Annotated in this window: 16 protein-coding genes; 5 read left to right on the top strand and 11 right to left on the bottom strand. The window is 45.0% G+C overall.

Features of this window, described 5'->3' with window-relative positions:
* Positions 1 to 156 precede the first annotated feature (156 nt).
* The 3 genes from AC3CH3_RS15680 to AC3CH3_RS15670 all read right to left on the bottom strand — a co-directional run bounded on the left by AC3CH3_RS15680 (position 157) and on the right by AC3CH3_RS15670 (position 5667).
* Positions 157 to 2511, bottom strand: coding sequence for a fatty acid cis/trans isomerase (locus AC3CH3_RS15680; RefSeq protein WP_019825792.1), 2355 nt, complete (start codon positions 2509 to 2511; stop codon positions 157 to 159).
* A 195-nt stretch (positions 2512 to 2706) separates the two neighbouring features.
* On the bottom strand, positions 2707 to 4371 hold the full coding sequence (locus AC3CH3_RS15675; protein ID WP_488538627.1) for a VRR-NUC domain-containing protein: 1665 nt from the start codon (positions 4369 to 4371) through the stop codon (positions 2707 to 2709).
* 57 nt (positions 4372 to 4428) lie between these two features.
* Complete coding sequence (locus AC3CH3_RS15670; RefSeq protein ID WP_019825796.1) at positions 4429 to 5667, bottom strand: L-lactate MFS transporter; 1239 nt, start codon at positions 5665 to 5667, stop codon at positions 4429 to 4431.
* Between the two features lie 594 nt (positions 5668 to 6261).
* Between AC3CH3_RS15670 and AC3CH3_RS15665 the strand changes: the two genes are divergently transcribed.
* On the top strand, positions 6262 to 6642 hold the full coding sequence (locus tag AC3CH3_RS15665; protein WP_019825798.1) for a hypothetical protein: 381 nt from the start codon (positions 6262 to 6264) through the stop codon (positions 6640 to 6642).
* Between the two features lie 180 nt (positions 6643 to 6822).
* On the opposite strand, the gene AC3CH3_RS15660 is transcribed toward AC3CH3_RS15665, so the two are convergent.
* On the bottom strand, positions 6823 to 7167 hold the full coding sequence (locus tag AC3CH3_RS15660; protein ID WP_017060876.1) for a YajD family HNH nuclease: 345 nt from the start codon (positions 7165 to 7167) through the stop codon (positions 6823 to 6825).
* Between the two features lie 283 nt (positions 7168 to 7450).
* Here AC3CH3_RS15660 and yghU point away from each other — a divergent pair, with 283 nt between their 5' ends.
* The 3 genes from yghU to AC3CH3_RS15645 all read left to right on the top strand — a co-directional run bounded on the left by yghU (position 7451) and on the right by AC3CH3_RS15645 (position 13536).
* On the top strand, positions 7451 to 8308 hold the full coding sequence (gene yghU / locus AC3CH3_RS15655; protein ID WP_017064768.1) for a glutathione-dependent disulfide-bond oxidoreductase: 858 nt from the start codon (positions 7451 to 7453) through the stop codon (positions 8306 to 8308).
* A 276-nt stretch (positions 8309 to 8584) separates the two neighbouring features.
* Positions 8585 to 13069, top strand: coding sequence for an SslE/AcfD family lipoprotein zinc metalloprotease (locus AC3CH3_RS15650; protein ID WP_488538626.1), 4485 nt, complete (start codon positions 8585 to 8587; stop codon positions 13067 to 13069).
* A gap of 143 nt (positions 13070 to 13212) precedes the next feature.
* Positions 13213 to 13536: a DOPA 4,5-dioxygenase family protein gene (locus AC3CH3_RS15645; protein WP_019825803.1), complete on the top strand. Its 324-nt coding sequence runs from the start codon at positions 13213 to 13215 to the stop codon at positions 13534 to 13536.
* A 165-nt stretch (positions 13537 to 13701) separates the two neighbouring features.
* On the opposite strand, the gene fruA is transcribed toward AC3CH3_RS15645, so the two are convergent.
* Genes fruA through fruB form a run of 3 tightly spaced genes read right to left on the bottom strand, consistent with a single transcriptional unit; the run spans position 13702 to position 17580 of the window.
* Positions 13702 to 15444, bottom strand: coding sequence for a PTS fructose transporter subunit IIBC (fruA, locus tag AC3CH3_RS15640; protein ID WP_019825805.1), 1743 nt, complete (start codon positions 15442 to 15444; stop codon positions 13702 to 13704).
* 15 nt (positions 15445 to 15459) lie between these two features.
* Positions 15460 to 16437 (bottom strand): 1-phosphofructokinase, encoded by a 978-nt coding sequence (gene pfkB, locus AC3CH3_RS15635; RefSeq protein ID WP_019825807.1) that lies wholly within the window; start codon positions 16435 to 16437, stop codon positions 15460 to 15462.
* Positions 16438 to 16446: 9 nt separating this feature from the next.
* Positions 16447 to 17580, bottom strand: a complete 1134-nt coding sequence (fruB, locus tag AC3CH3_RS15630; RefSeq protein ID WP_488538625.1) for a fused PTS fructose transporter subunit IIA/HPr protein — start codon at positions 17578 to 17580, stop codon at positions 16447 to 16449.
* A 374-nt stretch (positions 17581 to 17954) separates the two neighbouring features.
* Here fruB and cra point away from each other — a divergent pair, with 374 nt between their 5' ends.
* Positions 17955 to 18959 carry a catabolite repressor/activator gene (gene cra, locus AC3CH3_RS15625; protein ID WP_488538624.1) on the top strand — a complete coding sequence of 335 codons (1005 nt, stop codon included), beginning with the start codon at positions 17955 to 17957 and terminating at the stop codon, positions 18957 to 18959.
* 84 nt (positions 18960 to 19043) lie between these two features.
* Here cra and AC3CH3_RS15620 read toward each other — a convergent pair whose 3' ends face one another.
* The 4 genes from AC3CH3_RS15620 to nirB form a co-directional block, all read right to left on the bottom strand.
* Complete coding sequence (locus AC3CH3_RS15620) at positions 19044 to 20834, bottom strand: bifunctional protein-serine/threonine kinase/phosphatase (RefSeq protein ID WP_488538623.1); 1791 nt, start codon at positions 20832 to 20834, stop codon at positions 19044 to 19046.
* 167 nt (positions 20835 to 21001) lie between these two features.
* Positions 21002 to 22471: a NarK family nitrate/nitrite MFS transporter gene (locus AC3CH3_RS15615; RefSeq protein WP_017060867.1), complete on the bottom strand. Its 1470-nt coding sequence runs from the start codon at positions 22469 to 22471 to the stop codon at positions 21002 to 21004.
* 142 nt (positions 22472 to 22613) lie between these two features.
* Entirely contained in the window at positions 22614 to 22958 is a 345-nt protein-coding gene (gene nirD, locus AC3CH3_RS15610) for a nitrite reductase small subunit NirD (RefSeq protein WP_012600889.1), read from the bottom strand.
* 94 nt (positions 22959 to 23052) lie between these two features.
* Positions 23053 to 25635, bottom strand: a complete 2583-nt coding sequence (gene nirB, locus AC3CH3_RS15605; protein ID WP_488538622.1) for a nitrite reductase large subunit NirB — start codon at positions 25633 to 25635, stop codon at positions 23053 to 23055.
* Positions 25636 to 26033 lie beyond the last annotated feature (398 nt).

The following is a 26033-nucleotide window of genomic DNA, read 5'->3' as shown; positions in this document are numbered from 1 at the left end:
AGCAATACCCAATCAGCAAGACCAACAAAAAATCCTCTGTACGAATATCGTCAGAGGATTTTTTGTATCGAGCAAGTGAGCCTTCTTTCATAACGACTAGCCTCTTAAAACTAATCTCTCCCAAGAGCTTGAACTAAAACCAAGGCTTATTACTTATTATCTATTTTCAAAGCGGTTGTAATCCAACAAACCAAACTCGATCGGTTGGTCTTGTTGATACCAACGATGAACGCGATCACTGAATGGCCAGAACTCGCTAGAACTGCGTCGTACCGCAAACTTGTCTAGCAGCGCCACGTAGTCCTCTTCCGTGTTTAAGTTTTGCAGCGTTTTGACCAGAGTCGGAATCTCGCTCTCGGTTAATGACAGGTAAGCCGCAGGGTAGCTACCGACAACGCCTCTTACGAGGGTTAAGTCATCATTGGCGTAATCACGGTTACCTTCTTCATTAAACAAGCTAGAAATGTTGCTGTGCGCGTTATTGTGAATCATGGTGAACAGCTGTTCTTCGCCGTTTTCACCTTCAATCATGATCATCACTAATTGAGGCACATGGCGCAGGCCTTCTCCCTTAATCAAATTCACTTGATTAAGCAGTGCTTCATTCTTTCTACCAAAACCCGTTTCAACAATCTCAAAGCGATTATCGAGAACAGGTGCGAGCTTATCTTTGATCATATTAAGCAGTTCACGCTTCGGATCAGCCGTTTTGTAAACTACGCTGGTCGGCTGATCAAAAGGTGCTATGTTTCGTTGCAAGTAGTCACTCAGTTGTGCGCTTTGGTTCTGGTACCAACTAGAGTGTTCAATGTGGCGAACGTCTTTAGGAAGAAGGGTTAAGAAGTTACTCTCACCTTCAAGACGCAAGAAGTCCATGAACATGCGTGTAATCAGTTGGTGGCCAAAGTTGCCGTAAACATCGAAGCCCGCAACGAGAAGATAATGAATACGCTCTAGAAGAGCATAATCAAGAATCCACGCAGTCTTAGGTTGCGTGCCAACTAACCCTTGTACAACAGAGGCGCTATCGAAGTGCCTAAAGACGGTGAGAGCAGCATTCGGGTTGATGCCATCGCCATCCCAAATGATGCCAGTGTCTAGGTTCACGCCACTTTCGAACCATTGATTAGTGAAGTCTGATTTCGCGTTTAAGTATCGCGCTTGTTGCTTCGCGTATCTTACCCAGTTGGTCACAGGTACGGTGTTGCTTTTTAGCTCGCTAGGCAGCTTTAAGTTTTTCTTTTGGCTCGCGTAGAAGGCATTTATTTCTGGTAAATCGGCTTTCTCTGGGTCGATGAAGAAAACCCAAAAACGGTCGTTAATCACGTTCAAGGCAAGTTGACCACGACACACAGGTCCTTTGATGTAGGCCATGATGGTGTTTTGCGCGTTATCCAACATGAAGTGGAAGCGCGAGTTTACTGGCAGCGCTTCAAATGATGTCATTGGGTTAGCTGAAACATCGATGTCGTAACTAGGAAGTTGTTTTACTTCGTAATTCGCGTCAACAAACCAGGTATTCCACTTTTGTAGACGCTCTTTATTAAGTGCGAAAGGCATGTGCGTTTTGTCGACGATAGTGCCTTGTTCTGGAATCAGACGGTAGTAAACACGGTCTACTTTTGGATCGTCATAAGGGCGACGAGTCGTGATGCGCTGTACCGCTTCACCCGGAGGTGTTGCAGAGCGAACAACAGTGAAGAAGCGTGTTGGCTGAGCTAAATCAGAAAAATAGACATGAGATAAAAACAGGTGCTCGTAGATGTAACGTGCTGAAAGTTGGCTCTTATTGTCGCTCTTATTTAAAAAGCTTTCGTAGACATTAACGAGCTCTTGTTCCGCATCATTCAGCGGAATGTGGTCGTTCATTAACGCGCCATTTTCCAACCAACTCATTAAAGTCGCGTATTCGGTTTTATCTAAATTCGGCATCCCATAAGGCATGCCCCAAGTTGGGTAATCTCTCTCGTATTGGGCGTACTCTTCAATCGTTGGGCATTGTTGGTCTCGATCGGTTGAAAAGTCGAAACCTTCTAGCTGGGTTTGATCGGGTAGAGGGTGATTCTCTTTCTGGATCAACATACGAGAAACAAGACCTGCATCGAGGTTAGCGGTTGAGTTCTGCATACGCTCATTGAGGACAGGATGAAAATCCGCATCACGCCACTCTTGTGTGGTTATAGCATCTTCAAACAAGCGAGTAGGGGCAGAAGCAGTTAAACGGGTACCTTGATAAACGAGTGCTTTGCTTGCACCTCGGTCTATACCTTCTACTGAAGACATCTTTAACTGGCAGGGCGCATCATAACAAGCGTGACAAACCACGCATCGGTTATCAATGATGGGTTTTACTTCGTTAATGAAGTGCTGTGCTTGAGCCGAAAGAATAGGGGCTTGGCGATCGCGTACTTGTTGCTCACCAAACAACTCGTCGAAGTTTAAACCTGCGTAGACGGCACAACCTGAGAAGACGCTAACAAAAGCTAAAATGAAGAGTTTTTTCAAATTCATACGTATTTATATATTAAGCATTTTCTCTAATTATATCGAAAATGATTGAAAATGCTCATGTTCTAACAATCTTATAGATAAGATCTTGATGGAACCGAGTAACTTGTCGATGTGCGTCACTCGCTAGTGCTCAGAAATTGGTGATTAGACCTAACTAGATTTAAGCGCCAAGAGTTAACAGTTAAGAGCTAAGACTCACTGATTGACGTAACAAACAGAGAAAGGGACAGACAATCGCTCAAACTCTTTGATCCAGCGCCACTGGTTTTCTTGCAGTTTATCGCCAGGGCCTTTTACTTCAATCCAGTGAAAATCACCGCCCTTGAACGCAATTAAATCCGGCATCCCAGTTCTAAATAGCTTTAAATCACTCAATATCACTTTGAAGAGATCGACAATTAGGGTATTTGGAATCGAAGCCAAGCTGTGTTCGATGAGTTCCTTAGGAAAATAATTCCAATGAACAAAGGGATTCGCGATACCTTGCTTTTCATCGTAAGTATTGAGCAAATGGTTCAGCCCATGTTTGGATATCGTCTGAAACACGGCTTCAACCTGTTCGGCTCGCTTGTCTACGAAATCTGAATGGTACAGATCCAATGGTCGATGTTGGTATCGATTGATAAAGGCGCCTTCAACGTCTGCGAAAATGACATCCCAGAAAGCCAAACCAAACAAGCCACACAGAAAACTGTTTTCAGAAAAGTAGACGTCCCAACCTTGGTTCTCAAAATGCTGCTTTACCGCAAGCTCTACTCGAGTTTGGCTGAGGTCCAATTCCAGTCTTATCTCTTTGCAGATCGGCTTTATGGTTCGTGATACTTTGTGCCCCTGTTTCCGTAGTAGCCTGTCTTCAAGCTTAATGGCGACTTCTAACTCTGACACATCCGATGGATCAGCTTTCACTTTCGTGACAATGTCACACATTAAGTCTAGCTCGTCTTGCTTGTCGTAGATGCGCGCAAGTCGTTCTCTGCTGGGAGGAAGTGTAGATTGTCTGAACCAAAAGATAGCTTGGTCGTTTAGCTTAAGTCTTTCTAGATCGCGAGCAATATCATTGATCAAACGCGATCGTTTTCTGGCAATGCTTCTGTGTTCTGATTCTTCAGGAATCGAGTTTAAAAGTAGTTCCAGAAAGTCATCGTCTTTGCGGTTACCTTCTGAATACAAGCGTTGAATATCGCGCATCTGGAGTAATTGATTGAGTTGATCTCTGGAAGTGAAGAAGCGGCGCTGCTTGCTTAATGGGTAGTTCTCAAAGGTATTGAGCCCAAGATCGCTTAAGACGAATTGGCTTAAGTCTTGATAGGTGTTGGCAAAGAACAGTAACAGCAAAACATCGATAACTTGAGCTTCGACGACGTAAATACAGTCGAAAGGGAGGACTTGAAATTGATCAAAAGGTTGCTGATCAAGCAGTAACAACAGATCATCTTTCTTGGCAGTTCTATGGCTCTTAAGGGCGGGGAATACATTCAACAGCTCTGGTTTGGTGAGCAAGTGCAACCCGAGCTCGATCTCACTAATGGCGAGGTCATGCTGTTCTTCGGGGTGACTCAACGCAATGAAGCCTGCGGTGCTTAGCTCTTGTAGTGCGCTATTTAAATCAGGAATCTCAACATAGTTGAGTTTATCGCTGCGAAACCAACGCCCTTTACGAGAAAGCAAACGAACCATTAAGCATTGGCTTGAAACTGAAAGACGTTTGTATGCGGACAACCAACGACATTCATCGTCACTCAGAAGATCGGGGTAGAGCGTTTGAGCGTGTTCAACCAGTCGATTGAAGTTGTCGAGATAATAAGTAGGGGAGAGCTGAAGAGTGGTTTCGGTCGTCAATGGAGAAGTCGCTTGATACAAAAAGAGCCTAACCCTAAGGTTAAGCTCTTCAGTAACAAATTCAATCTTTTCTGTTGATTAAGCTTGCGATGCTTTTAGTTCAGCAACTTTAGCTTCAGAGATTGGCTTAGTGATGATTGCTAGAACAATACACACTGCCATCATAACTGCAGAGATTGTGTAAGCTAGGCCGTAACCTTCGCCGTTTGACATTGAGAAGCCAACAACTGCTGCACCGATAGCGCCGCCAATACCCCATGCCGTGTAAAGTACGCCGTAGTTAGTACCGTAGTTTTTCAGGCCGTAGAACTCAGCAGTCAGAGTTGGGAATACTGCTAGAAGCGTACCGTAACCAACAGCTGCGATAGCTGTACCAATGATTAGCGTGAATTCAGAGTTGAACGTAGCGAATAGAGCCATGTTCGCGCCTTGAAGGATGAAGGCTAGAAGTAGAGTACGTACGCCACCGATTTTATCTGCAAGCATACCCGCAGCAACACGGCCACCTGAGTTGAATACTGCAAGGATAGACGCTAGGTAAACTGCGTTTGGCAGGTTAGCTTGAACGCTAGCAATCGTAGTGATGTTACCGATGATCATTAGACCAACAGATGCAGCGAATGCGTACATGATCCATAGAGAGTAGAACTGAGGAGTCTTCAGCATTACTTTCCAAGTTAGGTCTTCAGTCTTCTTAACCGCTTTAGGAGCTTGGCCTGCTTTTACTTTAGGCTCAGCTGGTGTGTAATCCGCTGGTGGGTTGTTGATTGTTGCTGCTAGAGGTACTGCGATTGCAAGTACACCAACACCAAGAATCATAAAGCTAGTTTGGATACCCATGCTGTCGATTAGCGCAGAAGTTACTGGTGCTAGGTAGATAGCTGCAAGACCGAAGCCTGCTGCGATAAGACCGTTAACCATACCTTTCTTAGAAGAGTGGAACCACTTCATTGCAGATGGAGAAAGACATGCGTAACCGAAGCCGATACCAGCACCTGTCATAATACCGAACGTGATGTTCAGCATCATAGGCGTTGTAGCGAAACCAGAAGCAATCATACCTAGGCCTGTAAGCGCAGTACCTAGGATAAGGATCTTACGTGGACCCATACGGTCTTGTAGGATGCCCGCAACAAGAAGACAAACAGAGAATGTGATAGTTGCAATAGCGTAAGGTGAAGATGCTTCAGCAGCACTCCAACCAGCTTCAGTTACTAGCGCTTTGTTAAATACACTCCAAGCATACAGGATGCCAAGACAAAGGTTGATACAGAAGCCTGCTAGCAGGATACGTGTTGCTTTATCAATCTTGCTCATTTTTATTCTCAGTTTTGTCATCGGTTAGTGGAGAGCCACTTAACTAAAGACGGGTTATTGTGATTGTTTCTTCAAAATTAGTTTGCGTTTATCAACAGATAGCGCAAAAGAGCGCGGATTATAACCAATAAAAATGTGATTGGAATCTCTTTTTCCATTTTCGGTAAATTAAATTCAGCTTGTTAATGAGTTGTTTTTTATTGGTTTTTAAAATGTATTCAACACCTTTCTGTTTTGTTCTTTTTCGCTCTGTTTTCTTATTATTTCAGGGATTTTGAGGTGATGGTTTTTGAATAGACACGTATTCCGTGCGGATATCACAGAGTTACAAATAATTTTAATTAATTTCCAAGGTTAAATTTGTGTAACAAAATAAATCGAAATAGCGCTTTGTTCATATGAGACAAGGAGTAACGGAGTTTTATTAAAAACAGAATGTTACGTAATTGTTAAGGGTGATTTTTGTTAGCACCTTTGCTTACATTTTGTTCGATTGGAGGGGTTGTGTTGTCCGTAAAAAGTGGGAAAATAGTACGCAAACTGAGATTCCAAATTTGAAAGGATGCGTTTCCAACTTATGGTGAGGCGAGTATTATGAAACTGTTTTTAATTTTATTGATGTCAATTTCTGGTGGTGTAGCGGCAGCTGACCATATTCACTCTTTCCTATTCGGCTTCTATGTTGCGGCTCTAGCAGTTGGTAGTTGCTACTGGCTTGCATTCCGCAGTACGCGTTTCCCACAGTTGGCATTAGTGCTATTGATGTGTGGCTTTTTTGCGAAAATTGCAGTGACTGTTATCGGTGTTTCTTGGGGTATCTCGAACGATATCATTCAATCGCCGTTCATTTTCTCATTGTCATATCTGTTCTTCTTAGTGGTCGTGTCTTACGTTTGGTTTGCGTACCGCGATAAACTGACGATGAAAAAGCGCGCTAAACAGGTAGAAGAGTCTCGCAAACAAGCGGCTGCGTAATTCGATTTGATTCTTAAAAAGCCTTCTTCGGAAGGCTTTTTTGATCCTGCCTATCTGAACTCTATTATTTGGTTATGACGGCAGATAAAAGAAACCCCAATATGGTGACATACTGGGGTTTCTTATTATTTATCTATTATCTAGCAGTTACCATCTACCAAAGGCAACTCTGAAGGTGTGTTACTTCTTCATCATCTTAGCGAGATCGGCGAACGGGTTGTGTGTCGCTGACTGATGATCATCTAAACTCGCTTTTGCATCCACACCATAACGCTCATGGTCAGTGTATTTTGAATGCTCATGATCGTGACAGTACAGGCACAGTAGCTCCCAGTTGCTGCCATCTTCAGGGTTGTTTGTATGGTCGTGATCCACGTGGTGAACGGTAAGCTCTCGGAGGTTTGAGTAAACAAATTCACGCGCACATTTACCACAAACCCAAGGGTACAGTTTTAATGCTTTTTCGCGGTAGCCTTTCTCTTGGCGAGCATACGCTGCACTCGAACCTGTGAAATCAGAAGACATTGCCAAATCCTTATCAATTGTAATATCCCGATTTTATCACAGCTTTCTTGAAGCTGTCGGTATGTCGTTCGTAAATCATTGTTAAATGATGCGGGGGATTTTCCGATATTAGACTGAAGTTTGAATACGGACTTATCTTTTACACACTAACGCTTAAGCGGGTTATGTCTTTCTGGAATAAGCCATGCTTAACAGTTTGAAAATAAATCGTATTCAGGGGTTTTAACCGCAGACATGTGACCTAATATCAGTTTGTGAGCCCCTATATTAATAAGGAAATATCATGTCAGAACAATACACTCCGCCAAAAGTTTGGGTTAACGATACTGCTGGTGGTAACAAATGGGCAAACATCAATAGTCCTGAATCTGGAGCTCGCTTTGATAAAGAGCTTCCTGTTGGTGACCATGCTTTTCAATTGTATTCTCTTGGCACACCTAACGGTCAAAAAGTCACTATTTTGCTGGAAGAGTTGTTAGCGGCGGGTGTTAAAGAAGCTGAATATGATGCGTACTTGATCAACATCGGTGAGGCTGATCAGTTCTCTTCTGGCTTTGTTGGCGTGAATCCAAATTCTAAAATACCAGCACTTGTCGACAAGTCTGGTGACGAAGACGTTAATGTTTTCGAATCGGCATCTATCTTGATGCATCTAGCAGAAAAATTTGGTCACTTCTTACCAAAAGAAGGGGCAGCAAGAACACAAACCATTAACTGGTTGTTCTGGGCACAAGGTTCTGCGCCATTCCTAGGTGGTGGCTTTGGTCACTTCTACGCTTACGCGGATGAAAAGCAAGAGTACCCAATTAACCGCTTTGCGATGGAAGCTAAACGTCAGCTAGATGTGTTAGACAAACAGCTCGCAAATAACACATTTGTGGCGGGTGACGAGCTAAGCATCGCTGATATCGCGATTTGGCCTTGGTATGGCAACCTTGTGCTAGGCAAAATCTACGATGCAGCCGAATTCCTGCAAGTAGAGTCCTATACCAACGTCGTACGCTGGGCGAAGCAGCTAGAAGCGCGCGAAGGCTTCCAACGCGGCCGAGTGGTTAACCGTTCATTTGGCGAAGAGTGGGAGCAAGTACCAGAGCGCCATTCTGCAGAAGACATTGACCGAGTTTTAAAGCTTAAGCCTTAGTTCTTTTTTGAACGTGTTTTTGGCAGACATACCCTATCGGTCTTAATGTTAATGGCTAATTGAAACGCCATATCTCAATCGAGATATGGCGTTTTTCCGTTTTAAGGTAGGGAGAGGTTTTGCAATTGGAATGAGAGTCTCAATTATCATTTTGTTTATCTTATTCAATCGCTTATGAGAAATGGTCTTTGTGGTTAAGACAAAAAACAATAGTCATCGAGATGGAGTAAATCTATAAGATAACGGTCCACTTAAAATTACGATCAACTTCGCTCAATGAAAAAAAACTTAATTGCGCTGGCTATCATATCCGCGGCTCTTTCCGGGTGTAATCACGATTCACTAAGCTATAGTGACGGCCCTGATACGGTTCCTCCAACAGACATTATTCCACCAACGGATATTGTTCCACCGACAGATATTGTTCCACCAACGGATATTCTTCCGCCGACTGACATTATTCCACCAACAGATATTATCCCCCCAACAACTTACATAGGTTCACTGTTGTCGAGTGGGGCGTTTGTGTCTGGAGATGTATACTGTGACGGCGTTCATCTTGAAAACGGAACGTTCAGTGTTAAACAAGGCGTGAGTTTTAGTTGTACCTTGGGTCACCTTACTTTAGGTGATTTCACTGCTCCTTTCCCTGAAGTTACAGAAAGCACGATTTCAAATGATGCGCTTCATGCGGCATTTGAGTTGACAGAATTACATGGAGACAACGTTACTAAGGTACTCGAATCAATTGATGTTTGTGAGACTGAAAGTGCTATCTGTTTAAAAGAACTGGATGCTTTTGATATTGAAGGTGTGTTCTCGCAACTTGATGATCAAGATGCTGTCGATGCGTACTTTTCATCGAAAGAAGAAGAGTCTACAGATGAAGTAGGTAAGGCTCCTAGTTCACACGTAGACACAACAGTTGTTCCTGCGGTTGATCCTAATGCGGACAATAACCTTAACGCTGGTTTTGTCTCTGCAGATGCAGAGTCGACTTATGCTTACAAGCCAAGTGTTGAAGGAAAGGTATTAACGCGCAGTAAGCTAACAGACGAGAATGGTAAACCAATTTCCGGGGTCAGTTTCTTTTCAGCTAACGCGACGGGCGTGACGGATGAAGAGGGAGTCTTTGAGTACCTGTGGGGCGACAGAATCGTTTTTGGTATTGATACGTTTGAGTTTGGTTATATCACTGGTAACCAGTTAGCCTACAAATTGTCTGATGTGACTAATAATGTGGTTGAGAAAGCGAATATCCAATCTTTGATTGAACGTTATGCTGTTGATCATGTGAGTCACTATGAGATCTCTGAAGAGGTTCAGGATACGTTCTCAAAGTACCCGAATGTTATTAACGAACTGATTAACCTAACTCTGCCAAACGGTGGGGTAATAGAAGGTACTGACTATGAACTTCCTAATGAGTTTGTTGTTCAGTTTAGCCAAGGGTTAACGGCTGTAATCGACGAGGAGTTACGTCAAACACCTCTGTTTATGGATTATGTGCGCCAACCTGTGATGCTATCTATGGGTTCTGGCCACTATGTTACAGAGTCTCTGCAGCAAATCTTCCACAACGTCACCAAATTCCATGTCTTCAATGACAATGGTAGCTTTTACGGTGCGACGGGGTATACCCGTGGTATGCGAGCTCTGAACATATCGAACAGAGCATTCCCTGTGGTGATGCCAAGAACTGATAAAAACCGTGAGCTTTACTTTGGTGAGCAACAGGCTTGGACTCGTGAAGGCAAACCTTACATCGCACAACACCCAAGCATCTCGATGCCTCCGATTCCTTTAGTCTCTGAAGACAACGCGACTTATGGTTTTCCATTCGTTACAGCAGGCGAGATAGGCAAAGGTAAAGTCGTGTTCATGGGTAATGGCTTATACCCAAGTATTCTGTCATGCCCAGAAAATTATTGGGCCAATCGAACATTGCATATCGATAGCAACAAACAACAGTGCACTGTTTCGACGTTCGAAAACCTACTGCATGATGACCAAGGCAGTATGAGGTTGTTTTTCTCGAACTTGTTTGAGTGGTTCAATAATGGTCTGCCTATTGCTGGGATGAATGCAGTCACCAATATTGACCAAGCTTATTCGGCTTATCACCACTCTACAATGGGTAAGCAGTACACGTTTTTTGTTAGTCCTCAGTATGGTTTTGCATCAGTAGAAAAGCGTGGTTCAGGTGACTTTGATGGTTTAGATGCGAGTACTACGCCGATTTTGATCCTTCAGGCATATCCTCCTAAGTTGGTTCAAGATGGCATGACTAACCAGTTTGTTGCTGACTTGGATAACCCAAACTTAAGCCAAGACGATATTACCGCTCTTATCAACTATGTTAATAACGGTGGCAATATCTTATTTATGGATGCGATTCAAACGACAAACCCTGAACCTATTGGACGCTTGGCGGATGCCGCTGGTGTTTCACTAGGTGGTGAAAACGTTACGTCGACAAACCAAGCTTTCTGCGGCAGCTCTTATTATTGCCAAGCGCCGTATCCAAATCTTCACGTGAAGAGCGAAAAGGAAATGGTGGTTCTTGAGCGTTTTCAAGATAACCAAGGAGAGCCTCCATTCACGGTAAATCAAGATGGTACGGTTGAGTGGATCAAAGATGAGTCCAAAATCAAGTTTGAAATCCCGACTTATGAGGTTACTAAGTTAGGCCCTGAAGGGAAACCAGTGCTTGATGAGTCTGGCGTACCAGTCATGGAGACCAAATCCGCACGTATTCTTGTTGAATCGGCAGAAGAGCGTGAAGCGGCGATCAAAGAACTGCAGTCGGCATTCGTTGGCACTAAGCTTTGTAAGAACGAGTATGAATACGAATTTAACTGTATAGAGACTCGTTCTGGAGACGGCATCACTGTTCGTGGTGCTTATCATAGAGCCGATTTCGACCGCTATGAAGTGAGTAAAACCGTTGTCGACAGTATGGTGAAAGCAGCGAACTTGGGTTCTAACTTTACAGCGCTTTACGAGCACGAGATTTACTATCGCACGAAGGGCACTCAAGGTAAGCGTCTGTCTAACAGCGAATTGAATCAAGCGTTTGATAACCTGTCTGTTTGGATGTGGAATGACAACGCATACCGTTTTGAAACAGATATACAAGATGAGTTGGGGTTCAAGCAGGCTGTTCAGTTCCTAAACTGTTATACCGAAGACTTACATCAAACAGACACAATTGATGCACAGTGTCCTGTTGACCTAAAAGCGTCGTTAGTCGCTAATGGAATGATTCATGGCGAAGGTGAGTTATCTGGGCAGTTGAATCCTAGCTATCCATTAAATTACATGGAGAAACCTCTGACTCGTATTATGTTGGGGCGCTCATTCTGGGATCATGAAATCGTTGTTGATACCACAATGTATCCGGGTCGAACTTCGGGGGCATCTTCGTCAAGTACGGTAATGGTTCAGACCAACGGTAAAGCGGTGACGTATTCGGCAGGAAACAATCAATCGACAGGTCTGTGGGCACCTCAATTACAAGAAGTAACCATTCAAGATGGCGTGGCAGCTACGATTACTGTGATGATCGCGGATGATCTTACAGGTAAGCCGAATCACGAAACGAGTTTGAAACGCCCTCCACGTATGCAAACCAGCTTTGACTACAATGGTTCGAGCTTAACTTTCAAGGTTCCATATGGTGGCCTTATTTACATTCAACCGAAAGTAAAAGAGCTTGGTGAAGTCTCGTTTAGCATTGATGGCGCGTTAAAAGCGGCTTGGTGGAAAGAGGGACAGTGGATTAACACTATTCAATCGGCAGACGCACCAATTGCAGAAATCGATACGGGTTCATTTATTTACACTACACCAATCAGGAATCTAGAATCCGCTGATTTGAACCAATTCGCAACAGATATGAATCGATTCGCTGAAGCGGCAAGTGACTTCTACGGGCGTGATGAGAAACAAAGCACTGGTTTACACCGTAGGTTCACTTATCCAGAACTGAATGCGTTCCGCCATCGTTTTGTGAATGACGTGCAGATTTCGATTGGCGCTGCTCACTCTGGCTACCCAGTGATGAATTCAAGTTTTAACGCAAATCGGACATACATTCCAACCAACCCTGTGAACGATTGGTTGTTGTGGCATGAAGTTGGTCACAACTTAGCATCAGCTCCTTTCCTTGCGGCTGGTAGTACAGAAGTGACCAATAACCTTCTTGCGTTGTATATGCAGGAGTTAGAGGGGCGCAATGCAAACCCTGAAATGGATCGTATTAAATCGGATATTAAGAAAGCACCTAAATGGCTAGAGCTTAATAATGAACATGCGTGGTCACATGGTGATGCAGGTTTACGATTAGTTATGTTTGGTCAGCTAAAAATCTGGGCAAAATCGAATTTTGCAATTGATGATTGGTATACACGCGGCGCAAGCCAATCTGATGTGTATGGTGAAGATGAAGGCTGGAACATGTTCAAACTTATGCACCGTAAAGCTCGAGGTGATAGAGAAGGCGACTCGAATACTAACTATTGTAGCGCTAGCGAGACTGGGCTTTCTGGTGGAGACCTAATGATGGTGTGTGCTTCTTATGTTTCGAACTATGATTTAAGTGACTTCTTTGTTGCTTGGAACGTAGGTGAAACCTCCATGACTAATGCTGACGGTTCAAAGTCTTACAGTGGAGGCATCAGCGATAAAGGTCGTAGTTTGGTAGAGCAATTAAACTTGCAGAAGCCAAAGAATAGTCCTTTGAAGATCGACTCTATCTAATAGGGACAACCTTTGTTTACACTGCCTATTGCTTGAATTAAACGCCACACTTCACTTTAGTGTGGCGTTTTTACAGCCATAAAAGAGATCTATGCGAAAAAGCAGGTTAAACTGCGCCTATCATAATTCTAAAGGATGGTGCCATGTACCACGGTCATATCTATTTCCCTCTGCGCTTTGCAGAGCAAGCAGAAAAACTGCGTCAGAAAATTCTATCAGAACGTAAAGATGTGTTAGAGACTTTCCCACTAATACAGCGTTTGGTTGGCCCGCATAAGATGCCGATGTTTGAGATTCACTTTGCAAACAAAGAGTCGGGTATTGTTGAGTGGCTTGATCAAGAGCGCGGCGATATGTCGGTGCTTATTCACCCAGTCACAGGCGGTGAAGAAACGCTAGACCACACAGTACGTGCGATTTGGCTTGGTCGTGAGCTAGGTGTGTTTGAAGATACGCTGACTAGCTAATCAAATATACCAATATTGCACTTAACTCATTCCGACCGGAAAATACATGAACAATAAAAAGGCTCCTCAAATGAGGAGCCTTTGTTTTAGGGAGCCGTTTTACCAAGAAACCGGTTATCAAGAGCCTCTGGTTATCGGGCTGAACCGTTAACCAGAGTAGGGGGATTAAGCCTCTGCTGTTGCCTTAGAGTCGCTCATCTTTTTAAGCGCAGCGTAACCGAAACCTGTTACAGCTGTACCCGCTGCAATCGCCACTAGGTACATAAGTACTGGAGAGATAGCACCAGGAATCAGTAGTACGAATAGACCGCCGTGTGGAGCCATTAGCTGAGCACCAAACATCATTGATAGTGCGCCAGTTAGTGCACCACCTGCCATACAAGCTGGGATAACACGCATTGGATCTTTCGCTGCGAATGGGATTGCACCTTCAGAGATGAAACATAGACCAAGAACGAATGATGCTTTACCCGCTTCACGCTCGCCTGCTTCAAACTTGTCTTTCACTAGGAAAGTCGCAAGGCCCATACCTAGAGCTGGAACCATACCTGCTGCCATGATTGCTGCCATTGGTGCGTAAGTTTGCGAAGCCAGTAGACCAACACCGAACGTGTAAGCTGCTTTGTTTACTGGACCACCAAGGTCGAAACACATCATTGCGCCTAGAATCACACCCAGAAGAATCGCGTTAGACGTTCCCATGTTGTTTAGGAAAGTCGTCATTGCGCTCATCACGCCAGAAACAGGGCCACCCACGATGTAAACCATCACAAGACCAGTGAACAAACTCGCGATAAACGGAATGATCAGGATTGGCTTGAGGGCTTCCATGGATTGTGGAAGTTGAACCTTGTCGGCAATGAATTTCGCTGCGTAACCGGCAATGAAACCCGCTGCGATACCACCAAGGAAACCTGCGCCTGTTGAGCTCGCCAACATACCGCCGATTAGACCTGGAGCCAGACCCGGACGGTCAGCAATCGAGAATGCAATGAAACCAGCAAGAACAGGAATCATCAGTGCGAACGCAGAACCACCACCGATAGTCATCAATGCTGCTGCCAGTGTGCCTTCTTCTTTAAACGCTTCGATACCGAATACGAAAGAGAGTGCGATGATCAAACCACCCGCAACAACCACAGGAAGCATGTGCGATACACCTGTCATTAGGTGCTTGTACACGCCTTTCTTCTCGTCAGCAGGCGCTGAATTAGAAGAAGCTGTGTGTTGGTATGGTTTAGCTTCTGCGAATGCTTTTTCCATCTCTTGCTTTGTTTTCTTCAAAGCAGGACTTGTCGTTGTTTTGTACAGTGCTTTACCGTTAAAACGATCAAGAGGGACGTCGATATCGGCAGCGATGATAACAAGATCAGCGTCTGCGATTTCTTGGTCAGTCAGTTGGTTTTTCGCACCTACAGAGCCGCGAGTTTCCACTTTAATTTGGTGACCTAGGCGTTTGCCTTCTGCTTCAAGCGCTTCAGCTGCCATAAAGGTATGTGCAACGCCAGTTGGGCAAGCCGTAATCGCTACGATCTTTTTGCTGCCTGTTGCTGGAGAAGTACCAGTAACTTGGATAGATTCTTCAATTTGAGAAGCGTCCAGTACTGTTGCTTCTGCTACCGCTTTCTCTAGAAATGCTTTTGCATCCGCTGTGCACTCAGAGATAGCCGCTTGGTACACTTTCTTACCGACAAAGCGTGCTTTATCAACGTTTGTGTTGGCTGCGATAACCACAACGTCGCTGCTGTCGATAGTGTCTTGCGATACGGTTGAGTCTGGTAGCACGCTTGATTGACATTCAATAGCGGCGTTCCAACCCAGTGCTTTTGTCGCTTGCTCTAACAAGCCTGCGGCGATGATGCTGTTTGCTACGCCACTAGGGCAAGCTGTGATAATGGTAATATTCATAATAAACCTTTTGTCCTATTTGCTTGTGTCTAACTGGCTAGTTGGAGCACTAAGCGACTGTAATTGGATATTTTGTAGTACTGATTCCAGCTCTTGTTGGCTGGTGATGCCCACGCCTACCTGTGAAACTGCTAGAGCAGATAGGGCAGTGGCGAATTTAATAAGTTCTGGTTTTGGCATCTGTTGCATGTGACCCCAACACAGGCCTGCGACTAATGTGTCACCTGCGCCTACTGTGCTTACCACTTGCATACGCGGCGGTTGAGCATGTAGCCATTCACCTTGGTTTAGCCACATCACGCCTTCTGCGCCAAGTGATACCACGATGTTGTCGATGCCTTTTTCACTCAGAACTTGGCCTGCGTGTTGGCATTGGTCACGTGTTGTCAGTTCGGCATTGAATAGCTGAGACAGCTCTTCATCGTTTGGCTTAATTAACCAAGGTTGTGCATTGATACCGGCTTTAAGTGCGTCACGGCTGCTGTCAAATAGCACCTTCTTACCTAAATCGTGTAAGCGTTGAACCCAAGAAGCGCAAAGCTCAGGAGAGATACCTTGTGGCAAGCTGCCTGCAATGACGAAATAATCGTGCGTTTCAGCAAGTTCTAATAGGGTTTCTTCGAACGCTTTAATCGCGTCAGCATCAACAGGAACACCTGGGAAGTTGATGTCGCTTACTTGGCCTGAATTCTCTACCAATTTCACGTTAATGCGAGTTGCGCCATCAACACGGATGAAGCGGTCAGTTGCGCCCATCTCTTCAAACAGTTGGCAGAACGCTTCTTCGTTATTGCGACCAAGGAAACCTGTTACGGTCACTTTCGCGCCAAGCTCTGAAAGAACTTTTGCGACGTTTACGCCTTTGCCCGCTGCATGCAGAGAGCCTTTGTTTACTAGGCTAACTGAACCTACATTTAGTGCGTCGATAGCGCCTGTCAGGTCTAGAGCAGGGTTAAGCGTTACGGTAACGGCTTTGATTTGTTTATCAGACATATCGACTCCTTAGCCTTCGCCAAGGCCTGAAGCGATAGCTTTACCAATCGATTCAAGTGCTTGTGCTGCATCGTCACCTTCAGCAACAAACTGAAGCTGGTGGCCGTGTTTAACGCCAAGTGCGATGACTTTCATCAAGCTCTTCGCGTTCACTTCTTTTCCGTCGCCATCTAGGTTTGAAACGCGGATTGTTGATTCGAATTTCTTCGCTTCAGCAACCAACATTGCACCTGGACGAGCGTGTAGGCCGTGTGCGTTTTTGATTTTGAATACTGCGCAGTTGTCGTCGTCTTGAGAAGCTGTAGAAACCGCTTCACCTTTTAGAAGGCCAATCACTTGCGCTGCGTCAGCGGTTAACAGTTGTTGCTGTTTACCTTCGAAAACCATCTTGCTTAGGTTTGCTAGAATAGATTGGTGTGCGCTGTTACAAGCGGCGAATGCTACCAATGCTTTCACTGGTGTGCCTTCGTATTCACAATGGTTCGCTGTTGAAACGAAAGATACGCCAGTACGTGTTACGCCTTTATCGCTGCCCAACAACCACAGGCCTTGGCCTAGGTGAGTCGGTGTTTTTGTTACTAGGTCAGCAACGAATGCGTTGTCTGTACAACCTGTGTTCTTAAGTAGGCCGCCTGCCACTGCCGACATTTGAACCATGTCGCTTGCAGGGAACAGTAGCTGAACTAAAGAAGCGTCTAGGTCTGCTTCTAGCTGAACTTCGCCGTTAAGTAGGGCGATGATTTCGTCTTCTGATTTCGCTTGCTTTAATTTCTCTTCAACGCCGTCAGCCGCTAGCACTTTCGTTAGTTGCTTAAGAATGCCTAAGTGCTGGTCAGATTTAGCTGCAATACCAATTGCTACGTAAACACGGTTGCCGTCTGCCCAATCAATACCTTCTGGGAAGTGGTGTACCGCAACGCCTGTCTCTTTCACTAGGTCACGAGTATCCGTCGTTCCGTGAGGAATCGCGATGCCGTTACCTAGGAACGTAGAGTTCTGGTTTTCACGGTTCAGCATTCCTTCAACGTAACCAGAGTCAACTAAACCTTTAGCTGTCAGGTCGCCAGCAATGTTTTGGATTGCTTTGAATTTGTCATCGGCCGTTTGACCAAGAGTGATGTCAGATTTTGATAATTTAAGCATGGTGCCTCTTTAGCGTATCGCTTGAGAATTTGTGTATCGCTACGATTCAGTCTAGAGCAATATTTGCCCGTTGCTTGCTCTTTGTTTTATCTTGGCTGAATCGGTTCAGCATTTAGTGTAAAAAAATTCAGCAAAGCCGATTTTGGTTTTCAAAATAGTTTTGCTGCGTGTCGTAATTTTAGTTTCGTTAATAACGAGAAGTTGAATCACAACAAATGACGCTCAATCCATACAAAAGGATGATTGAAGTCACTTTTCAGATTTTGCTGAATCCTTTCAGCTTTTATACTGAATCGATTCAGCATATAATTCAACTAATCCGAGGATCAGATCATTGGTTATATGATCCTACGCACAAAATACAGGTCACCCATATGACACTTGATGAAATTGCTAAACTGGCTGGAGTATCGAAAACCACGGCCAGTTATGTCATCAACGGCAAGGCGCAGAAATACAGAATCAGTGAAAAGACTCAGCAGAAAGTCATGGCGGTTGTGGAAGAGTATAACTACCGACCAGACCATGCTGCTTCGTCGCTGCGTGCTGGTAATAGCCGTTCATTTGGTTTGATTATTCCTGATCTGGAAAACAGCAGTTACGCGCGTTTAGCAAAACTGATAGAGCAGAACTCACGTAAAGTGGGCTACCAGATTTTGATTGGTTGCTCTGATGATGATGCTGAAACTGAACGTAAAGTCGCTGAAGCTTTGGTGAGTCGTCGTATCGATGCCTTGTTGGTGGCGAGTTCAATGCCAGACGCCAATGAGTTCTACTTGAAGCTGCAAAATTCAGGCACACCCGTAATTGCGATTGACCGTCCGTTAGATGATGAGCATTTTGCTTGCGTGATCAGTGAAGATTTCGAAGCTGCGTTTGAGCTGACCCATTCGATTCTCGATGACAGTATTCATAGCGTTGGCTTGATAGGTGCATTGCCAGACCTAAATATCTCACGTGAACGCCAACTGGGTTTTGAAGCAGCCAACAAAGCGTATGCTCAGCAGGTTGGACTCTCAGAAAGCAAATCTACAATTGTGGGCTATGGTGAACACTTTGACAGAGAGTCTGGGCGTGCGGTTTTTGAAGAATGGATTGCCAAAGACACAGTACCCGATGCGATTGTCACTATGTCTTACACCTTATTAGAAGGTGTGCTGGATGTGATGGTCGAAAAGCCAGAGCTGATCAGCCAAGTAAAGCTAGCAACCTTTGGTGATAATCGTTTATTGGATTTCTTACCTTTTAAAGTCCACTCACTGCCACAGCAATTCGAAGTGATTGCAGACAGCGCCTTTGCACTTGCTTTGAACGCGTCGGCTAAACGTTACCAAGCTGGCATTGAGCTAGTTCCGAGAAGCTTAGTAAAACGAGGCTAGCTCGAATTTTACGCTTAGCTAGAAGCCTCGCGTTTAGCTCGAACTTAGATTTAACCCGCACTTGGTTTTAACTCGAACCTGTAATTAACTAGAACTCAGTAATAAGCCCATTTCTACAATGGCAACAATGCCGAGCAACAAAGCCAACACTTTCCAAAACTGGATCGGGTTTCGGTTTATCAAAGGTTGCTTGGCTTTGCTTTTCACCAAGCTTTGGTTTGGTGTGTAAAGGTCTGCTACAAAATCCCCCAACACTTGATGACGTTCGCTTGGTGATTCCGCGCAGGCTTTTTGTAACACCAAATCGACCCAACTTGGTAAGTCTGCTCGTTTCTGTGTGATGGGTTGGTATTCCCATTGATGGTGGCGAGATTGTTTAAGCGATTGTGCCGTCATTTCAGAGTAGGGCAATGCACCTGTTAGCATCTCATAGCCGATCACAGCGATAGAGAAAAGATCCGAGCTGGTGGTCGCGCTGTTGTGCTTGATGGTCTCGGGTGCAATGTAATTGACCGCGCCTAATGGAGTGTCGTCTTTGTCGGTGAGCTCTCCCTCTTCAAGGCCTCTCACTAATACCGCACCAAGGTCGATGATTTTTACCTCACCATCACGTTGAATCATGATGTTCTCGGGCTTTAAGTCTCGGTGCACCATGTCTGCACGTTGTAATACTCGGATGCCTTGAGTGATCTTTTCTAGTATGTCGCGCACTTCATTTAGTGACGGTTTTGGATTGTCGTACATCCATTGTCTTAGGGTGATGCCTTCTACCCATTCGCAGATTTGGTATAAGAATTGCGAGTTCTCTGGCGTCGGGTAAACCTTCATTACCCTCTTATTTTTTAACAAGATCCCCGCCCATTGTTCATTAAAGAAAGCTCTGAGTTGAGAAGGGCTATCGTGATATTGAACAGAAGGGACTTTCAGCACGAACTCGGTTTGTGTTTCTTTCTGCATCACACGATACACATGGCTTCTTGAACCTGCATACAACACCTCAAGTACCATGAAGTTGTCGATACTTTGCCCGAGTTTTAAAGCGGGTGGGATGGCACGTTTAGCTAGCTTCTCATGGAATTCAATCAGCGAAGGCTTAGGCAGATGGCTGACTTGCACAATCAAGCAGCTGACGTTGTCTGAGCTATTGTGGCTTAAAGCGGTGTTACAGATGCTTTGTGCGGCGTATTCGAAATCCGCTCCGGGTTTGTCGATGTGTTCCTTGAAGGTGTTGGGAGAAACAAACTCGTGCACGCCATCAGATGTCAGTATAAAGCAGTCGTTTTTCTTGATAGGTAGGGTTTGATAGTCAACGTTGAGTTGGTTATCCATGCCTAAGGCGCGTGTAAGATAATGCTTCTGTCCCATATTTTTACGTGTGTGGTCGCGGGTCAGTTGGTGTAATTCTCCATCTCTTAGTAAGTAGATACGGCTATCGCCAACGTGGAAGATATGTGCGGTGTTCGATTTTAATATCACGCTGCTGAACGTCGAAACGAGGGCATTGTGGTTCACTTGTTGTGCAGGATGAATATTAGAAACAGACGTGTTGAAGAGCCAAGAATTGAGGGACGTTAAGACCTTTTGCGCCGAGCGTTGAATGCTCCAGCTATTTGGCGTGGCGTAGTAGTCGTCGATAAATTGCATCACGCTGGTGTGACTGGCTTTCTGGCCGTGCTCACTGCAACTCGCGCCGTCTGCTATGCAGGCGACACTGCCTTTCAACTCTTGCTCTGCACGAGTCTTCGGGTGTTTTACAATGATGGCGTCTTGGTTTTCATCACGTATGCCTTTATTCGAATAACCACCAAACTTGAGTGTGAGCTGATTGTTTGATTCCGGCGTGACGACTTGCCCTTGGCTGAATGAAATTGTCATAACTGGTCTTCTTCTTAACTGGCTGTCTTCTCATTTACTTGAGAGCACATCTGAGGAAGAACAAAAGCCCTAGTGAACCTAGAGCCTTTGAACGCAGTACCAAAGTGGTGAAATAAACCTCGGTACTACTCCCGATTCAATAATATCAATGCTTCATAGTAGTGAGGCTAGCTCGATACGTTAATCAAGGTCACGCTGCCGTCGTCGTTTACTTCGGCGATTTGACCGTTAGGCTCTTCCATGAACAGTAGAGTTACAAAGCCAAGTACCGCTGTTGCAGCAATCACTAAGAAGAACGTTTGGTAGCTTACGAATGACAACACAGTTAGGTAAACTACCGCACCCACGTTACCGTAAGCACCCGTCATACCTGCAATCTGACCTGTCATACGACGCTTGATTAGAGGAACCGTTGCGAATACTGCACCTTCACCCGCTTGCACGAAGAAAGAACACGCCATCGCCGCGACAACCGCTAGCCATACAGGCCATGTGCTGTCTACCTGACCCATTGCAAAGTAACCCACAGCAAGACCAATCGTTAGAATAAGCAGTGTTGGTTTACGACCGAATTTATCTGAAATCCAACCACCACCTGGGCGAGACATTAGGTTCATAAAGGCATAAGCCGATGCAACCATACCTGCAAGAACCGGTGTTAATTCAAAGGTTTCAGAGAAGAACAGTGGCAGCATAGAAACCACAGCCAGTTCAGAACCAAATGTCGCGAAGTACAATACGTTAAGTACCGCAACTTGCTTGAATTTGTACTGGTGAATCTCAGGCACTTCTTCTTTAAATACGTTCTTGTTTACTTTCCAAACTTGCGACACTTCGTACACGTAAAGTGCTGCTAAACCTGCATACACAGAGTAAACCGCCATGTCAGACAACATGTTGATATTGCTTGGTGATAGCTTCCAAGTCAGTAGCGCTAAAGCGGCATACATAGGGATCTTCATAATAAGTAGGAAGAAAAAGTCACCCTTTGATGTCACTTCCATTGCTGTTACTTGAGCAGGCTTGAAGTAAGTAGAACCTTTTGGTGTATCTGACACGTTTTTGTAGAAGATAAACGAGAACGCTAAGCTCATTACGCCAGTAATACCAACCGCATAACGCCAGCCGTCTTCACCACCAAACGCTAGAGCGAGGGTTGGAAGTGTGAACGCTGCTGCCGCTGAACCGAAGTTACCCCAGCCGCCGTAAATACCTTCTGCTGTACCCAGTTCGTTGTGTGGAAACCATTCAGACACAAGACGAATACCGACAACGAAACCTGCACCAATGAAGCCCAGTAGGAAACGAGCGATGGCCGCTTGAATGAAAGAGTCTGCCAGAGCAAACATGAAACAAGGGATCGAACAGACCGCGAGTAGCGAAGAGTAGACCAACCTAGGGCCGTATCTATCGGTTAGCATGCCTATGGCGACACGTGCCGGAATGGTCAATGCAACGTTGAGGATCAGGAGGGTTTTGATCTCTTCAGTAGAAAGACCAAGCGTAGTTTTTACCATTTGCAGTAGTGGGGCAAAGTTGAACCACACAACAAAGGTAATGAAAAAGGCCATCCAGCTTAGGTGTAAGACCTTCATCTTACCCGTAAATGAAAGCAGCGAAAATTTAGTGTTATCCATGGTTTAAATCCTTTAAATCTGGAAAATTACCCGGTTTGTGCATCTGCGTTACTTCCGAACTTCGAACGCTTTAATGTGCATAAACCTTGTGCCGAAATTGCGCACGCCAATAAGCGTTTGCATGATGGTGTCGGCGTTTTAGTTAACTGGCGATAGCAAGTGGTGCGAGAACTTGAACTTGTTCTCCTTGCTTGCGAACTTCAAATTTCACGAGCTTGAGCTCAGGCTGTTCAAGACATTCGCCAGTTTCTAAGTGGTAATGCTGCTTGTATAAGGGTGAGGCCACGTAAGGTTCTCCGCTTAATGAACCAATTATACCACGTGACATCACATTCGCCTTGCCGATAGGGTCGTAGTTAGAGAGCCCATAAAGCGTGTCGCTGCGCTTGCAGTAAAAAATAGCCACTTGGTTATCGTCTACTTTGGCGCAAATTCCCCCGTTTGGGGTTAGGTCGCTGGTGCTGCATACGGTTGTCCAATTTTCCATGACTTTCTCCTAGTCTAAAATTGAGTTTTTATTTTTTTATTGATGAACCTGATGAACCTGATGAACCTGATGAACCTGATGAACCTGATGAAATTTATGAAACCTCAGTCACTTCGATTTGGTCTGCTTTAGCGAGCTTTTCATCGCGTTTTGAATTGGAAGTATCACTCAAGCTCAGCTTAGGAAAACGCTGCTCTCGTTCTTTGATGAAAGAGAGGCTAGTGTCCATTTCTTCACTGTTGATGTAGTGCTGGAAGCGCTTCATCTTCTCAGGGTTTTCAATGGTGGTTTTCCACTCACACTGGTACTTCTCGATGTTGAGTGTGATGTCCGCTTCGAGCTCTTCAGCTACATTGAGCTTGTCTTCAATCACGACTTGCTTGAGGTATTCGATGCCACCTTCGAGGTTCTCCATCCATACCGATGTACGCTGTAGACGATCCGCGGTTCGTGTGTAGAACATCAGAATGCGGTCGATGTATTGCAGCAGGGTGGTTTCATCAAGGTCGGTAGCAAAAAGGTCACCGTGGCGAGGACGCATACCGCCGTTACCACAGATGTAGAGGTTCCAACCTTTGTCGGTGGCGATAATGCCAAAGTCTTTTGATTGGGCTTCTGCACATTCGCGCGTACAGCCAGAAACCGCAAACTTGATCTTGTGGGGTGAACGCAGCCCTTTGTAGCGGTTCTCAAGTCGAATTGCTAAGCCAACACTGTCGTCGACGCCGTATCGACACCAAGTGCTACCCACACACGATTTTACGGTACGTACCGATTTACCGTAAGCGTGGCCAGTTTCAAAACCAGCATCGATTAGCTTTTTCCAGATGATTGGTAGTTCGTTAAGTTGCGCGCCAAACAAGTCGACACGTTGACCACCGGTGATCTTGGTGTAAAGGTCGAACTCTTTAGCGACTTCACCAAGCACGATCAATTTATCTGGAGTAATTTCACCGCCAGCGATACGCGGAACCACCGAGTAAGTGCCGTCTTTCTGCATGTTGCCGAGGTAAATGTCGTTGGTGTCTTGCAGTTCGATGTGTTGATCTTCGAGGATGTAATCGTTCCAGTACGAAGCCAAAATTGAACCGACTGCGGGTTTACACACGGTACAACCCAATCCGTTTCCATGAGAATCCAACAGTTCATCGAAGGTCTTGATTTTGTTGACGCGAATGATGTCGGTAAGTTCTTGGCGAGAGTAAGCAAAGTGCTCACAGATATCGTTAGAGACTTCAACACCCAAGTTACTCAGTTCGCTATCGAGAACTTGTTTCGCAAGAGCAGAACAGCCGCCACAACCTGTTGAAGCATTGGTGGTTTCTTTCAGTGCAGCCATCGTGGTGCAGCCAGCAGATACCGCGTCTTTAATGTCGCCTTTAGTCACATCAAAACATGAACAAATCACAGCGCTATCAGGCAGAGCTTCAACACCCATTGCAGAGCCTGAATCATCGGCCACATTAGGCAAAATCAACACTGATGGGTTTTCAGGAAGGGGCATATCGTTTTGCTTGATTTGCAGTAGCGAGCCATAGGCTTCTGCATCACCGACCAATACCGCACCGACAATCTTTGTGCCGTCAGCTGAGATGATTAGGCGCTTATACACTTGTTCGATTTCATCGTTATAGGTATATGATTGAGCACCTTCAGTCTTGCCGTGTACTTCACCAATACTGGCAACATCGACGCCAAGCAGTTTGAGCTTAGTGCTCATGTCTGCGCCAGTGAATGCAGCGTCGTCAGTACCGCCAGAGACAATATGCGAAGCCGCGATTTTTGCCATCGAATACCCCGGCGCCACTAAGCCGAAGAGCTTGTTATCCCAAAGCGCGCATTCACCAATCGCGTAGACGTTCTCGATATTAGTTTGGCAGTGATTGTTGATCACAATACCGCCGCGTTCGCCAATCTTGACATCAGAGCTTCTTGCCAGCTCATCTTGAGGGCGAATACCGGCAGAGAATACGATCATATCGGTTTCTAAATGGGTGCCATCGGCGAAGTTCATGCGGTAGCGAGCGTTTTCACCGTCGACTATTTCAGAGGTCGCTTTCTGGGTATGAACTTGCACACCAAGGTCTTCAATCTTTCTGCGCAGTAGGGCACCGCCACCGTCATCTAATTGAACGGCCATTAGGCGAGGCGCAAATTCAACTACATGGGTTTCTAAACCAAGGTTTTTGACTGCGTTTGCGGCTTCTAAGCCAAGCAGACCACCACCAATCACCACGCCAGATTTGCTGCCTTTGCTTGAAAGCTCGATGGCGTCTAAGTCTTCGATGGTGCGATAAACGTGACAGTGTTCTTGGTCGTTACCGGGAATAGGGGGAACAAAAGGGAAAGAGCCCGTCGCCAAGATTAGCTTGTCGTAACTTTCAACGTGGCCACTTTCAGTGATGACTTGTTGATTGGCGGTGTCTAGCTTGGCAACCTTCTGGTTCAACAAGTAGTTCACGCCGTTGCTTTGGTAATACTCTTCACTGGTCAATGACAGGTCATCAGCGCTTTTACCATTAAAGTAAGCCGTTAGCTGAACACGGTCGTAGGCTAGCCTTGGCTCTTCACTGAAAGTAATCACATCAAACTCATCACTGTCTGATTGCAGGATGTTGTCGATAAATTTGTGTCCAACCATGCCGTTACCAACAACGACGATTTTCTTCTTGCTCATAATCCATTCCTTATTCTCGGCGTCACCATCACTAGCATCTAATTTCTAGTCGTTAGCAGATGAATACCGGGTTGAGATTCCACTCAATTCATAATCATCAAGAAAAACAAAAATGTTTTTTCTAAGTCTTGGTTTTTAGTGGAGCAAGGAGGGTGCCAGATTACGGTTCGTTCATTTAAATAAAAATTAACTTATAATTTTCAGTGCTTTAAAAAATAGAGGTGGCACGCAATTACCCCTAAAGTGGTATGTAAAATTTTTGTTAGATTTATATAAATGAACGTTTGTGGTGCAACTTTCCGCAAGATGGTGCAAAAATTAAGTTTCTATCTTGGTTAAGTTCTTATTGGTTCGTTGTTGATATTTGTGTTTTTATTAAGTTTTTGTTTTTAAATAAA

The sequence above is a fragment of the Vibrio sp. QJM3NY_35 genome (assembly GCF_057785915.1).
Note: the sequence above shows the minus strand (reverse complement) of the source record. Positions and strands in the feature narration are given on the sequence as shown.